This is a genomic window from Listeria grandensis FSL F6-0971 (assembly GCF_000525835.1).
GTDB lineage: Bacteria > Bacillota > Bacilli > Lactobacillales > Listeriaceae > Listeria_A > Listeria_A grandensis.
The window spans coordinates 19,785-34,685 of record NZ_AODD01000006.1; the positions used below are offsets into that span (position 1 = coordinate 19,785).

Here is a 14,901-nt window from a genome sequence, read left to right on the forward strand (position 1 = left end):
TTGGAGAGTGTTTTTTTACTCTTTGGAAGTTGGGAAAGATGTGCTATCAAAATGAAATGGAGATTCTAGAATGACAAATAATTTTTGGACGGAGTTGCCAAAGCCTTTTTTTGTTTTAGCACCGATGGAAGATGTGACAGATGTCGTTTTTCGGCACGTTGTAAAAGAAGCTGGTTCGCCGGATGTTTTTTTCACGGAGTTTACGAATTCTGATAGCTTTTGTCATCCGGATGGGAAAGAAAGTGTGCGTGGGCGCTTAGTTTTTACGGAAGACGAGCAGCCGATCGTGGCTCATATTTGGGGGATAAGCCTGAATTTTTCCGGGAAATGAGTATTGAATTGGCAAATATGGGGTTCAAAGGTGTAGATATTAATATGGGATGCCCGGTTCCGAATGTTGCTGGTCGTGGAAAAGGTAGTGGTCTTATTTTGCGTCCGGAAGTGGCTGCGGAATTGATTGAGGCTGCAAAAGCTGGCGGGATACCGGTTAGTGTTAAAACACGGATTGGGTATGAAGAGTTGGATGAACTGGAAGCGTGGATTACGCATTTGCTCAAGCAAGATATTGCGAATTTATCGGTTCATTTACGGACGCGCAAGGAAATGAGTAAAGTCGACGCTCATTGGGAAATGATTCCTCAAGTTATGGCGATTCGTGATCGTGTCGCGCCTAACACACTTATTACGATTAATGGGGATATTCCTGATCGTGAAAAGGGCTTGCAACTGGCGGAACAGTATGGCGTGGATGGGATTATGATTGGTCGAGGGATTTTTAAGAATCCATATGCGTTTGAAAAAGTGAAGACAGAGCATTCGGCGCAAGAATTACTTGGACTGCTGCAACTACAACTTGATTTACAAGATCAGTTTGCAGAACTTGTTCCGCGCTCCATTGTTGGATTGCATCGCTTCTTTAAAATTTATGTTAAAGGTTTTCCGGGTGCCAATGATCTGCGAATCCAATTGATGAATACGAAATCGACAGAAGAGGTTCGACGGGTTTTAGCCGATTTCACAAGTATCACTGAAAATTAGTATTGGAAAAACAAAAAATCCTCGAAATTAATCGGGGATTTTTTGTTGCTTACTATTGTTTCTCAACCACATGTACATCTTCAAACGAGCCATATTTTGACCACCATGGAGATGCTCCGGCGTTTAACAAGCCGTCAAGAGATGTGATATTCTCTTTTCCTTGTGTACGCAACCATTCGCGCAGTGCGTCATCGCCTTGTTTTCCGTAAACTTCAATGCCATCTTTCCATGTTGCACGGCCACAAAGCACACCGCTATATTGCACTTTATGCTCATTCGCAAAGGCGATTGTTTTATGGAAAAGTTCCGCCGTTACACCAGCACTTAAATAAATAAATGGTAGTGGGCTTAGATCGGAACACTCTTCAAAATGGCGTCCAGCTTCTTCTTTCGTATAAACGGTTTCGCCGTCCGTGAAGCCTTCTACATATTTAAAGTTCACTGGAACCTCTAGTTTAAGTACGTCCACGCCATAACGCGGTTTGGAGAATTCTTTGATCGATGCTTTGACTTTCGCAGGTTTCAGTTTGGCGTATTCGGCGCTTGCTGAATCTGTTACTTTCGCATCGTACGTAATTGGTTCAAGGAAGAATGGGATATCGACTTCACGACACTCAGCACCAATTCTTTCAAGAAACGCGTATTTGATCTCATTGATCTCAGCTGGCTCGTCTGGATCATAATATACTAAAATTTTCACTGCATCGCCGCCGCTTTCTTTAATGCGGAGTGCGGATAAGTCAGCGATCAAATCAGGAAGTTTACCTGGGGTTGTAGCGTCATAGCCTGTTTTTTCGTAAGAGGTTAGTAAGCCGCAATTCTCATGGCGTGCTTTGATGGCTGGTGTACCATATTGAAGATCCAACAAGATGGCAGATGCGTAAGGTGTCAGCTCTTCGGACACCAATTGTTTGAAATCCTCGACATCTTTATCACTCTCAGACCCCTTAGCTTCTTGAATCATTTTCTTTAGGGAGCCACGTTGGTCAATCGCGAGTGCGGCAATAATTCCTTTATCATTGGAAAGCCGTTGTAAACCATCAAATTTACCTTTTGTGATTTGTACCATAACTCTAATCTCCTTCTTTCTCTTATTTCTATACATACCTACCTACAATACCCTGTTAAAATGAGGCATAAACCTAGATTTGACCTACGTACCACTCTATTCTAACATCAAAATTGTTATATACAAAATATTTATCTATAAACGTTGCATTTTACACAAAAATGGGCTACTATTTTGATTAGGAGTTGTGTTTGGGGAATTGTTAACAATGGGGACGACAAGCGAGCAATTCTTGGATAGAAATGAGGATATGAGGCATGACAAAACAGGCTAGGAGCCGCTCCTCGAAACGGCGCAACAAAAAGAAACGTGATTTTTATGTCGGTGTCGCTTTGATTTTCGTGTTGTTGATGGTTACCTTTATTGTTGTGAAAATGATCACACCGGAAGAGCTAACAAATGCGGATGAAAAAAGTGCTCAGGAGGCGCCAACGAAAAAGAAGAAGTCAGAAACACCGAAGAAGCAGGTGGAGAAAGAAACGCCAACGGTGACGGATAATACCGAGATCGATCAATATCTAGAGAGCATCGGGTTTAGTGGAACGGCGCTGGTTTACCGAGAGGGTAAAATTGTACTGAATAAAGGGTATAAAGATGCGAATCGGGAGACAAAAGCGGCGAATACACCAGATACCGCATATTATATTGGCTCTTCTCAAAAAGCGGTGATTGCAACGGCGATTTTGCAATTGGAGGAACGTGGCAAGTTGCAGGTTTCAGATCCAGTGTCGCAGTATTTACCAGATTTTCCGAAGGGGGATCGGATTACGCTTCAGAACTTGCTCAATCATACATCTGGTATTGTCGGTCATACGGAAGAAAATGTGAAGATCACACCAGCTGACTTGATAAAGGATATTGAAGCGCAAGGTATCAAGCGCAAGCCCGGAAAATGGGATTATAATGATTCGAACTATAGTGTTCTAGCGTATATTATCGAGCAAATTAGTGGTGAAAAACTGATGAGCTACATTCAAAAAAATATTTTTGAACCGGCAGGCATGAAGCATTCGGGAATTTACACAACGTATAATAAGGAAAAGCATTCCTCTGTAGGCTATTCGATTCAAAAAGATGGAACGTATAAAACGCCATATTTACCTGATTTATCACAGCTTTACGGGTGCGGGGACATGTACATGACAGCGACGGATATGTATTTGTTTGATCGTGCCTTATCGGATCGGAAGTTGATCAATGATACGAGTTTTGAGAAGATGTTTACGGCTGGGAGTGCTTCTGGCTATGGTATGGGGTTTTATGCCGATCCAGGAAGCTACAATAGCCATGGCGTGTTAAGTGGTTGGAACGTTTCGAATAGCTTCAGCCACAGTGGAAAAACGGTGGTTGTTTTGCTGTCAAACATTCAAAATAACATTAAATCATTCGGCAAGGTGAACAATCATATTTATCAGCTACTAAATCAATAAAAAACAGGATGGGCACGTTTGGGGGCGTGACTCATCCTGTTTTTTGTTATTTTTTCGTTATTTTATCGATTGCATCTTGCATTTGGTATTCTCTTGATGGGGCCGTGTAATTACTCCAGTTATCGTTGTCTACAAGGTACACGTGTTTTGCTTTGACAGCAGGGATGTCTTTCCAAATGCCAGCTAAAAGTGTGCTGACATCGTCTGTTGTTTTACCTTCTGGTGTTAAAATAAATAGCTGATCAGCGTCGCTAACATAGGCTGGTACGGCTTCTGTTGCGATTGCTTTTGTTTCTTTATTCTTTTTGGCTGCTTCGGTTGGTGTGAACCCAGCGCCAGTATATAGGCCGTCAAACACGATTGGATCGTGTATGTAGGTTTCTTTACCCCAGAATTGAACAACGGCTGCTTTTTGATTTTCAATGCCAGCGTCTTTGAGTGTCGCTTTGGCTTTTTTTGATTCTTTTGCGTATTTTGCTTGGTATGTTTTTTCCGCGTCTTTGGCATTGACTAAATTAGCGATATCATTGAGTTGTTCATCAGGTGTCACACCGAATTTGGTTGCATAAACAGGTGCGATTTTTTCTAGGTTTGTAAGCATATCTTTTTGATAATCGGAAATAATGATGAGATCGGGTTTGAGTGAAGCGATTTTCTCCACGTTGGGCTTGTCGCCACCGACATTTTCAACACCTTTTAAGAAGTCTGGATAAATTCCCATGTAGTAGTCTGTTGTTGCGAGTGGCTTGATGTCAAGGGCGTAAAGTTCCCCAGCGTTTTGAATCGCCACGATTTTTTTCGGCGTTGCTGGAATGACGACTTTACGATCTAGTGCATCCGTTAGTGTACGCGCCTTATCTTTTGTTTTCGCTTCGTCGTTAGAAGCGCTGGATCCGCCACATGCGGCAAGTGCCAGTACCAATGTCAAAACGACGAGAAGAAGTGCTGTTAATTTTTTCTTTTTCATCCTTAAACCTCCTGTAATTGAAAACTATTCTCAATAAGATAATTATAGATGTAGATGAATGAATATTCAAGGGGTTTTGTAAAATAATTTTTGAGGTATACAAAAAAGCTGGATTCATGGCTCCAGCTTTTTGTATGTAGGGCTTTATTTCTTCATTTTCAAATGTTCGACTTCGATGACGCGCAGGCCTTTGCGATCTAGCGCGGTCACGATGGCGTCTTTTTCGGTTTCGGTGATGCCAGCAGGTAGTGTGACAAGAACGCGGCGGATGTAGTCCTCTACTTGGGAATCCATCGTGATTAGACTGGCGATTGTCGTATATTTATCGATGACTTTCGTGATTTTTGTAAGGGAGCCGGGAACTTCGCCGGTTGCGATTGTTAAAACGTAGCTTCCTGAATCAATATTCCATGCATCTTGTAAAACTCCGAGCAATTTACCGTGCGTCAAAATGCCGTAGAAATCGCCTTGTTCATTCAATACAGCGATGTAGGGCAGTTCTTTAATCGTGAAGAAAACCTCGAAAAATGAGGAATTGATGCTGATATGCTTGGTTTGGTTTTTAATGAGGCTTGTCACATTATCGGATAGGTCCCCACCATTTGCGGCGTGACGATAAATATGCATTTTATAAATATTACCAATAAATTTCTCGCTTTTATTATCTAATACGGGAACGCAACGGTATCCATCTTCTTCCAAAATATCTAGCGTTTCTTTGAGCGTTGCGTCTTCGGTGATGGTCGTTAAATTGATTTTAGGGATGCAAAGGTTTTTAATCAACATATGTTGGTCACTCCAATCTCTTTTTATTAGGATTCATCCTCTTCATTCTAACCCAATTTCGTGGGTTTGTATAGAAAATACTGTATGGATTAGTTGACAGTGAGAAGGGTTGTCATTTAGAATAGAGAAAATGATATTGATAATGATTATCAGTGAGAAAGAGTAGGTGGCGTTATGCATATTGAAACAGTGAGTATTGAGTTTGAGACGGGTAACAAGGAGAAAATGTTGCAATCTGTGGCGCATCACCGAGAAGAAATGGCCAAGTTTGAGGGCTTTTTAGGATATGAGGTTTGGTTAAAAGAGGGTGCGCGAAAGTCGACAGTGATGAATGTGTCGCGCTGGGCGTCGAAGGAGCAGTTTACGGTGTGGATGAAGCAGCATCGCGACTTCCATCGGGAAATGAAGCGAACTGGTGGAGGTGGGGGCTCAGAGCTTGTTGTCACTCGCCAGACTGGATCGTATGATATGATTATGATGTAGTATTTTGAAGCAGGAATCTTTCGGGGTTTCTGTTTTTTTGTTTAAAATGCGTCGAAAAGGTGTATTTATAGTGTAGTGGTCCATTCGTTACAGATGATGGGAATTGTGATAATATGGATACGTGACAAAATCTAAGACAAGAGGAAAGCGGGGACTTTATACAATGAATAAAGGAATTGCCAATTTTGATTATTATAACCCAACGCACATCGTATTTGGGAAAGACCGGATTGCGGAGCTTGTAACACTGATTCCAGTGGATAAGAAGGTACTGGTATTATACGGTGGTGGAAGCGTGGAACGTTTTGGGACGCTTAAAAGAGTACGTGAAGCACTTTCTGGGCACACTTTTGGTGAATTTGGTGGGATTGAAGCGAATCCTACATACGCGACGCTGGTACGCGCAATTGAGCAGGTGAGGCAAGAGGGCTATAATTATTTACTGGCTGTCGGCGGTGGTTCTGTCATTGATGGAACGAAATTCGTTGCGGCGGGCGCGCTTTTTGATAGTGAGCCGATTAATATTTTTGGTAGTGGGATTGGTGAGGGGATTCCGATTAAGGAGCATTGCCGTTTGGGGCTGTTTTGACGCTTCCTGCAACGGGGTCTGAGATGAATAGTGGTGGTGTGGTGAGTATCGTTGAGAAGAAGGCGAAACTTGGTTTTGGTAGCGCAGTTACTTTCCCACAATTCTCGATTCTTGAGCCGGAACTTACGTATACGTTGCCGAAACGTCAATTGGCGAACGGTGTGATCGATTCGTTTGTGCATATTATGGAACAGTATATGACGTATCCTGTTGGTGCGATGGTGCAGGATCGGTTCGCAGAAGGGTTGCTTGAGACGTTGATTGAGATTGGGTCGGACGTTGTAGATGAGTCGAATCATGATTATAACTTGCGGGCTAACTTTATGTGGACGGCGACATATGCGTTGAACGGGACGCTGAATAAAGGGGTTCCGGGTGACTGGTCGAGCCATGGGTTAGGGCATGAGATTACGGCGCTTTATCATATTGACCATGCGCGGACGCTTGCGATCGTGTTGCCTTCGCTACTGGAGATTCGTAAGGAAGAGAAGGGCGCGAAGCTGTTGCAATATGCGGAACGTGTTTGGCATATTATGGACGGGACGGATGATGAGAAAATTCAAGCGGCTATCGACAAAACGCGTGCTTTCTTTGAATCGCTTGGAGCTCCGACGCATTTCAGTGAGTATGAGCTTGGCGAGGAAGTCGTGGATGCGCTCGTTTCTCAGCTTGAAAAACATGGGTTGACGGCGATTTCTGAACGAGGGGATCAAACGCTTGATGTCAGCCGCGAAATTTATAGAAACGCCTTGTAATAATAGGCTAATCTAACTTTATGTGAATAGGACGCCGGACTTTTTTTGAGTTTGGCGTCCTATAATAGTAGATTTTGATAGGGAAGAGGGGATGATGATGAGGGAGATTCAGGATAGTAGTGCTAAAACATTTTTTGGACATCCTCGTGGTCTTGCAACGCTGTTTTTTACGGAGTTCTGGGAGCGTTTTTCTTACTACGGGATGCGTGCGATTCTTATTTACTACATGTACACGGCGGTTGTCGATGGAGGGCTTGGTTTTTCTCAAGCTACAGCGACGGCGATCATGTCGATTTATGGCTCGCTTGTTTACATGTCTGGCGTTATTGGTGGTTGGACGGCGGATCGGATTCTAGGACCGCGTAGGACGATTTTTTACGGTGGCGTCTTGATTATGTTAGGGCACATTGCGCTGTCATTTCCAGGAGGCGCGACGGCACTTTTCGTATCGATGTTCTTCATTATTATTGGAACTGGTTTTTTGAAACCCAACGTATCGAATGTGGTCGGTGATCTTTATCCAAAAGGAGATCAAAGACGGGATGCTGGTTTTAGTATTTTTTACATGGGGATTAATCTGGGTGCGTTTATTGCGCCGTTTATCGTAACGGGCGTGTCGAATTCGGCTAATAGTTATCATGCTGGGTTTGGTGTGGCTGCGGTTGGGATGGCGGTCGGTTTGATCGTGTACGTGATTACGGGGAAAATGTATCTGCGTGATGCTGGTAAAAAGGTTCCTAACCCACTGAAAAGCTCGGAAAAGAAGAAAATGTCTGGTCTAGTGTTAGCTTTGGCAGTTGGAATTGTTGCTATTGGTACGATTGTAGCTTGGCTTCAAGGTGAATTTACATTGCAAACAGTCATTATGACGGTTACCGTTATGGGTGTTATTATTCCGCTTATTTACTTTATTGTGATGATGACGAGTAAGAAAACGACGAAAGATGAGCGTTCGCGACTTACGGCTTACATACCTCTATTTTTGATCTCGGTTATGTTTTGGATGATTGAGGAACAGGGATCAACGACGCTTGCTTTATTTGCAGCTAATCGAACGGATCTGAGCGTTGGTAGTTTTACATTAGATCCGGGATTATTCCAATCGCTAAATCCAATGTTCATCATTATTTTATCACCAATCTTTGCTTGGATCTGGACGAAGCTCGGAAAAAGGCAACCAGGAACACCACGAAAATTTGCGATGGGTCTGTTTTTTGCGGGGCTATCGTTCGTGATTATGATGTTGCCGGGGATTCTCGCGGGAAATACGACGACAGCAGTAAGCCCGATGTGGCTTGTGCTGAGCTTCTTTATTTGTATCGTGGGTGAGATGTGTTTGTCGCCAGTTGGTTTATCGGCAACGACAAAACTAGCGCCAGCGGCATTTGCATCCCAGACAATGAGTGTTTGGTTTTTATCTGATGCGATGGCTCAGGCGTTTAATGCCCAAACGACGCAATATTTCAATGCCAAAACGGAGATCTTGTATTTCGGTATTTTCGGATTTGGTGCCGTGGCATTTGCGATCCTACTTTTCCTCGGTGCGCCATTACTAAAAAAATATATGCGAGGCGTGGATTAATGACGCCAAATTGTGCATAAGAAGGCAGTACAAAAAAAGCATTGAGAACTGGATTTTAGACCAGTTTTCAATGCTTTTTAGTTTGTTATTCAGAGAAGTGTCCTTTGTTCTTTTTGTAAAGGTAAATTGGTAGTCCGATTGCGGTGAGAACTAGTCCGATTCCGGCGTTCATTGGTTGTGTGAACAAGGTGTTCAGAACGATGAAGGCTCCACCACAGATCGCAATGAGTGGTATCACTGGATAAAGTGGGACTTTGTAGGGTCGGGCGAGTTCTGGTTCTCGTTTTCGCAATATGAAGACGGCAATGAATGTAAGTGTATAGAAAATCCAGATGACGAAGATGAGCATATCTGTCAGTTGGTTGAATTTCCCGGTGAAGATCATGATAATCGAAATGAGGAGTACGACAATTCCACCATTATACGGAACACTGCTTTTAGCGCCAAGTTTTTTGAACCAGTTGCTGAATGGTAGTTGATTATCTAAGGCCATTGCGTATGGAATACGGATTCCGGTCATGGTATAGCCATTGATAGTACCAAAAACGGAGATTAGAATTCCGACGGTGATCAACTTCCCGCCAATTGAGCCAAAGATGATGTTTGCTACGTCAGATGCCGGTGTTGCTGTAGCTGCGAGTGCTGCAGCAGGCATCACGAATAAATAAGCAATATTAATCAATAGATAGACAAGCATGACACCTGTTAGTCCGAATACGATCGCTTTTGGCAAATCTTTTTTCGGGTTTTTCATTTCGCCGGCAATATTACCAACGTGAATCCAGCCATCATAAGCAAACATTGTTGCAACAAGGCCGGAACCAAGGCTTGTCAAAAATGGGTGGTCTTCTACACTGATCGGGAATAAACGAAAAGCAACGTCCCCTTGATGAAAAAGTCCGAAAATAATAATTAGGATAAGTGGTATTAATTTACATATTGTTGTGACGGCTTGAAATGAGCCCGCTACTTTTGCGCCAATAAAGTTCATCAGCATAATGAAAACTGCTGCAGCAATGGCAACTGGGACAATGATATGATCGCCAGTGCCAAAAAGATTAGCGACTTGTGTTGCAAAAATAATGGATAAGGCCGCGATATTTGCTGGGAAGTAGATAACCGTCTGCGCCCAGCCAAGTAAGTATGCGGTTAGCTTGCCATATGTTTTTTGAAGGTACATCATCATTCCACCGGTTTGTGGGATGGCCGCGGAGAGTTCCGCTGCGGTTAGCCCTCCACAAATAGTGATGACACCGCCGAGAATCCAAGCTAGCAAGCCTAATCCCGCAGTTCCAGTTGCTGAATAAACAGCCTCAGGTTTGAAGAATACACCGGAACCAATAACAGTCCCCATAACAATGGTTAGTGCGGTAAAAAAGCCAATCTCTTTTTTTAGTTTCTGATTTTCCATATGTTTCCCCCTCGCTTGTCTGCGGTATGACATAATAACACCGCAGACAGTTGCTTTTGTAAAAGTGAAAATAAATTAATGCCTTACTACTGTATCATTTTCTAGCTTTTTTGTCAGCTTTTCTAGCATATCTTTTGTCATACGGTCTAGGTCATATTGTGGATCAAAATCCCATTCGTTTCTAGCACAACTAGCGTCTAGGGAATCTGGCCATGAGTCAGCGATGGCTTGACGAGCTGGATCGACATCATATTTTAGTTCGAAGTCAGGAATAAATTTGCGAATCGACGCAGCGATTTGTTCTGGCTCGAAGCTCATTGCGGTAATATTAAAAGCGTTGCGATGCACGAGACGTTTTGGATCCGCGTTCATCAGTTTGATGATGGCATCAATAGCGTCTGGCATATACATCATATCCATGTGCGTTCCTTTGCCAATGAAGGAGGTGTAGCTCTTGTTCTTCAAAGCTTCATAATAAATATCTACTGCATAATCGGTTGTTCCACCGCCTGGTAAGGTTTTATAAGAGATGAGGCCAGGGAAGCGAACGCCGCGGGTATCCACACCAAATTTTTGGAAGTAGTAGTCACATAGAAGTTCACCGCTGACTTTGGTAACACCGTACATTGTGGTTGGCCGTTGCAACGTATCTTGTGGTGTGTTTTCGGCGGGTGTGCCCGGTCCAAATGAGCCAATCGAGCTTGGTGTGAAGAATTTCAGATGGAGTTCGCGTGCTACTTCAAGGGCATTGACAAGTCCGCCCATGTTAAGGTTCCAAGCTAATTGTGGCTTTTCTTCGGCAACTGCGGAAAGAAGGGCTGCCAGGTGAATAATGGTATCGACTTCATATTCACGTGCGATATCCATCATCTTATCCTTATCGGTCACATCTAAAATCTCAAAGGGACCGCTTTCAATTACTTCGTTGCCAGCGATACGGCGAATATCTGTTGCGATAACACTATCTGTACCATTATCGGCACGTAAACGCATCGTTAATTCAGAACCAATTTGACCTAAGCAACCTGTAATAAGTACTTTTTTCATTAAAAAAACCTCCATTGGATTTGAAATCGTATTTTTATATATTGCGACACATTCATGATATAATTAAATTTGGTGTTAGAAAGAGTCATCGGTTGGGTGCGCATTGAGACGAATGTACACTCGATCGGCTCTTTTTTACGTTTTTTCGACACATATTGAGTGATGTGTGTGTTCTGCACTGGGAAGGAAAGTGGACGTGTGCCGACTTTTTCCCAAGAGACGTATGCAGTTTTTAAATCACGTTTAGCTCTTTACCGACTTTTTCGTAGGTTGTAAGCACTTCATCGAGCATTTCTTTTGTGTGGGCAGCGGTTGGCATATTACGAACGCGGCCAGTGCCTTTTGGAACGGTTGGGAAGACGATCGATTTGGCATAAACGCCTTCTTCTAGTAAACGGCGGGAGAACTGTTGTGTTAGGTTTTCATCGCCAATGATGCATGGTGTAATGGGTGTTTCTGAATGACCGATGTCAAAGCCTAATTTTGCTAAGCCCGATTTAAGGTACGCACCGTTTTCCCATAATTTATCCATGCGTTTTGAATCGTTCTCCATGATGTCGATAGCTTCGATACATGCGGCTGCGGTTCCTGGTGTTAGGGATGTTGAGAATAGGAACGGTCTAGCGCGGACTTTGAGCCAATCGATTAATTGTTGAGAGCCAGCCACGTATCCACCGACCGCACCAATGGCTTTGGAAAGTGTGCCCATTTGGAAATCAATTTTATCGGACATACCGAAATGTTTGACGGTTCCAGCACCTTTACCCATAACACCTGAGCCATGCGCATCATCTACATAAGTAATTAAGCCGAATTCTTCAGCGATAGCAACGATCTCCGGAATTTTAGCAACATCGCCATCCATGGAAAAAACGCCATCTGTGATGTACATAATTTTTTCATATTGACCGCTTTCGGTTGCTTCTTTGGCGACGCGGCGAAGGTCATCCATATCTTGATGCTTGGCGCGCAATACTTTAGCACCAGAAAGGCGACAGCCATCAATGATTGATGCGTGATTTAGTTCATCGGAAATGATCGCGTCTTTTTTTGTCATGACAGCGGAAATTGCCCCATATTACAGTTGAAACCGGATTGGAAAGCAATTGCTGCTTCGGTGTGCTTGAATTCGGCAAGGCGTTCCTCAAGTTCATTGTGGATGGTCATCGTTCCGTTAATCGTCCGGACGGCACCAGCGCCAACGCCATATTGTTCGGTCGCTTCGATGCATTTCTTTTTAAGGCGGTCGTCATTTGAAAAGCCAAGATAGTTATTGGAAGACAGGTTGATCAGTTCGGCACCGTTCACTTTAATTTTTGCGCCGTTAGGACCTTCTACCGTATCAATCGTGTTGTAAAGGCCTTGCTCTCGTAATGCTTGTAATTGTGGTTCTAGAAAGTCATTTAAAACGTTGTTCGTCATGTGAGAGATTCCTCCTAAAAAGTTTTTATATATTATCACGCATGCTGAAATTTTCGGATGGGGTTGAAAAAAGGGCACGCGCGGTAATGACAAAATAAGATTAGAAACCAAGTGAGCGATCGGTTACCATATGGTTGATATTTTTCTGTTCTAAAAATTCTTGAAGTATGGAGAGAATCAGGCTCTTGATTTTTTCGGGATTGCCAGACTCGATCATCGTGGTTGCGATTTCATCTTCGGTAAGCATCGTAATCAGATAGGTGAAAATCTCGATTTCTTCGCTTGACAGTGTACTTGGAAGTAGGAAGACGAGAATGTTTGCGATGTTGATTTTACCTTCTGAGGCGACATGCATTTCTAGATTATGTTTGGAGTTGAAGATGTGAACCGATGATGTAGTGACGTCTGTGTTGATAAGAAACATGGCCGTATTTGTTCCACAGGCCAAGATTTTACGCTTACTTTCGTGTTGGTTAAGCTGAGCATAAAGGTTATCCGCCGAAAGGTCGGTTTTTTGCGCGATTTCTTGACTGAAAGCGCGTAGATTGTCTTCTAAATTACGGGTCATCACGCTACTTGTTATGAAATGCGTTGCTTGGATAAGGGAAATAATCAAGTTATAATAGCATTGCATCGCGGTCAAACTAGATAAGGCAATGTCAAAATCAGTCGTTGATGCGGCATCCATCGGAAAGGCCTCATTTTGCTTCCGATTCGCAATTTTCTCCAGCTTTTTATTGATGGTATTGATTTCATGATCTGTGAAAAAAATACTGATAAATTGATAATCATGCGTAAAATTCTCCAAATGAGATGTTGATAGGATCATATCGTATTTTTCTAGATTGGTTTCTTTCATGAGATCGATCGGCGTGATGAATTTCATCTTTTTTAATTTCGGTAAGCGCTTCCTAAATCTTGCTTGTAGCCAAGTATTGATACCACTACTGCGCGAAGTGACGATGAGCGCGCTGTATGGTCGCATGTTTTCGGAATGAATAATGGCAGCTTCAAAATGAAGAACGATAAAGCCAGTCTCTTCCTCGGGTATTTGTTTGAAAGGATAAACGTCACACGCAGCGTTATGCACAATCTGGAAAAGCTCCGGAAATTCTGCCTTGATCATTTCGAGCAACGGATTACTCATGGGCATCTTTTTCTTCAATCGGATAATGGAATACTGGATATGTTCGGTGAGTCCTTTTAAAACATTGATTTGGGAAAGCGGTGTATCGATTTCCTTGGCAACGCGTGAAATGAGCTTCTTCGCGATCCGAATGGCTTGCACTTTCTCATTGCGATAGAAAACATCTTGTCCTTTACGGATCTCGGATTCAAGTACAAGCATTGTCAGTTCGGCAATCTCACTCTCCGGTATTTCCACCATGTCTGGCAAGCAATCACGTAAAATTCGCTCGGCAATATCAAATTCAGGATATTCTTGCAAAAAGACATGATTGCCTTCACTCTTTGTAATGATTTTCCCTTTTGGAATCTGCTGAATCGTAATCATGAGAAAAATAAGCAAATTTATGTAGGAATCGTTACTAATTTCATACGACAGCTTCTTCATCCATTTACTAATAATCGGATCGCACATCTGCAAAAGGGAGACATCAATGAAGTCGGCGAGTCGTTCGTCTATTGGATTTGTTTTCTCGTCTAGAATATCGCTGAACATCTGGTATAGTTTGATTTTCGGGATCGTCATCAAAAGCAATTCCCAAAGCAGTTCGCGCTTTTCCAGAATAGAAGCTTCTAGTAGAACCCCAATACCGCGCTTTCGTTTGATGTGAATCTTACCATTCCAATCTTCTTCAAGTCGCGTTAAATCACTGCTGACCGTCGCGACGGTGACTGATAATTCATTGGCAAGCGCTATTAACTTTACCGGTTCAGACTCGTTTAAAAGTACCCGCAAGATGATTTGTTGTCTCTCAAAAGGTGTGAATTCATTATTGACAAGTTCTAATATATTTTTTTGAATCTGGTCGCGGTGAAGGGTTGCTCCCGTCACGGTGAGTCGGCTACCATGTTTCACGAGTGTAAGTTTGAAGTCGTTCAATGTTTGGGCTACTTCTTTTAAATCACGCCGCACGGTTCGCTCGCTAACACCAAGATAGGACGCGAGTTGCGCAATCGAGATATCGCCAGGTACCGATAAGATTTTCTCTAAAATGATTCGGGAGCGTGCAGATAGGTACATTATGCTACTTCCTTTCGCAGAATTTTTCCCCCGTGAAAGCTGCTTCGTGCATGCTATTTCTTGCGTTGCTAAAGTTTCACCTTACACCCTTATACTATGACTCCGCTTGCATATAA

General features: G+C 42.9%; 9 protein-coding genes and 3 pseudogenes. 5 read left to right on the forward strand and 7 right to left on the reverse strand.

The genetic code is table 11. The features are described 5' to 3' along the window. Window positions 1-70 precede the first annotated feature (70 nt). Window positions 71-1,038 (forward strand): annotated as a pseudogene (locus PGRAN_RS05360) (tRNA dihydrouridine synthase). A gap of 52 nt (window positions 1,039-1,090) precedes the next feature. Here the strand turns inward: PGRAN_RS05360 and PGRAN_RS05365 are convergent. Then, window positions 1,091-2,107: a tagatose-bisphosphate aldolase gene (locus PGRAN_RS05365; RefSeq protein WP_036065754.1), complete on the reverse strand. Its 1,017-nt coding sequence runs from the start codon at window positions 2,105-2,107 to the stop codon at window positions 1,091-1,093. A 257-nt stretch (window positions 2,108-2,364) separates the two neighbouring features. Between PGRAN_RS05365 and PGRAN_RS05370 the strand changes: the two genes are divergently transcribed. After that, the gene (locus PGRAN_RS05370; protein ID WP_036065757.1) at window positions 2,365-3,537 is read left to right on the forward strand and encodes a serine hydrolase domain-containing protein; all 1,173 of its coding nucleotides are present in this window, start codon (window positions 2,365-2,367) and stop codon (window positions 3,535-3,537) included. 46 nt (window positions 3,538-3,583) lie between these two features. On the opposite strand, the gene PGRAN_RS05375 is transcribed toward PGRAN_RS05370, so the two are convergent. Together PGRAN_RS05375 and cbpA are read right to left on the reverse strand one after the other, a co-directional pair. Continuing rightward, a complete protein-coding gene (locus tag PGRAN_RS05375; RefSeq protein ID WP_036065759.1) occupies window positions 3,584-4,504 on the reverse strand; it encodes an ABC transporter substrate-binding protein in 921 nt (306 codons plus the stop codon). Window positions 4,505-4,648: 144 nt separating this feature from the next. Continuing rightward, window positions 4,649-5,290: a cyclic di-AMP binding protein CbpA gene (gene cbpA, locus PGRAN_RS05380; RefSeq protein WP_036065761.1), complete on the reverse strand. Its 642-nt coding sequence runs from the start codon at window positions 5,288-5,290 to the stop codon at window positions 4,649-4,651. A gap of 174 nt (window positions 5,291-5,464) precedes the next feature. Here cbpA and PGRAN_RS05385 point away from each other — a divergent pair, with 174 nt between their 5' ends. The 3 genes and pseudogenes from PGRAN_RS05385 (at window position 5,465) to PGRAN_RS05395 (ending at window position 8,699) form a co-directional block, all read left to right on the forward strand. Then, complete coding sequence (locus PGRAN_RS05385) at window positions 5,465-5,773, forward strand: antibiotic biosynthesis monooxygenase family protein (protein WP_036065764.1); 309 nt, start codon at window positions 5,465-5,467, stop codon at window positions 5,771-5,773. Window positions 5,774-5,936: 163 nt separating this feature from the next. Further along, window positions 5,937-7,117 (forward strand): annotated as a pseudogene (locus tag PGRAN_RS05390) (iron-containing alcohol dehydrogenase). 97 nt (window positions 7,118-7,214) lie between these two features. Beyond that, on the forward strand, window positions 7,215-8,699 hold the full coding sequence (locus PGRAN_RS05395; RefSeq protein WP_036065767.1) for a peptide MFS transporter: 1,485 nt from the start codon (window positions 7,215-7,217) through the stop codon (window positions 8,697-8,699). Window positions 8,700-8,784: 85 nt separating this feature from the next. On the opposite strand, the gene PGRAN_RS05400 is transcribed toward PGRAN_RS05395, so the two are convergent. The 4 genes and pseudogenes from PGRAN_RS05400 to PGRAN_RS05415 form a co-directional block, all read right to left on the reverse strand. Next, window positions 8,785-10,110: an APC family permease gene (locus PGRAN_RS05400; protein WP_036065768.1), complete on the reverse strand. Its 1,326-nt coding sequence runs from the start codon at window positions 10,108-10,110 to the stop codon at window positions 8,785-8,787. A gap of 75 nt (window positions 10,111-10,185) precedes the next feature. Beyond that, the gene (locus PGRAN_RS05405) at window positions 10,186-11,157 is read right to left on the reverse strand and encodes an L-threonine 3-dehydrogenase (RefSeq protein WP_036065770.1); all 972 of its coding nucleotides are present in this window, start codon (window positions 11,155-11,157) and stop codon (window positions 10,186-10,188) included. A gap of 232 nt (window positions 11,158-11,389) precedes the next feature. Next, window positions 11,390-12,579 (reverse strand): annotated as a pseudogene (locus PGRAN_RS05410) (glycine C-acetyltransferase). Between the two features lie 100 nt (window positions 12,580-12,679). Beyond that, window positions 12,680-14,785 (reverse strand): BglG family transcription antiterminator, encoded by a 2,106-nt coding sequence (locus PGRAN_RS05415; RefSeq protein ID WP_036065771.1) that lies wholly within the window; start codon window positions 14,783-14,785, stop codon window positions 12,680-12,682. Window positions 14,786-14,901: the final 116 nt, after the last annotated feature.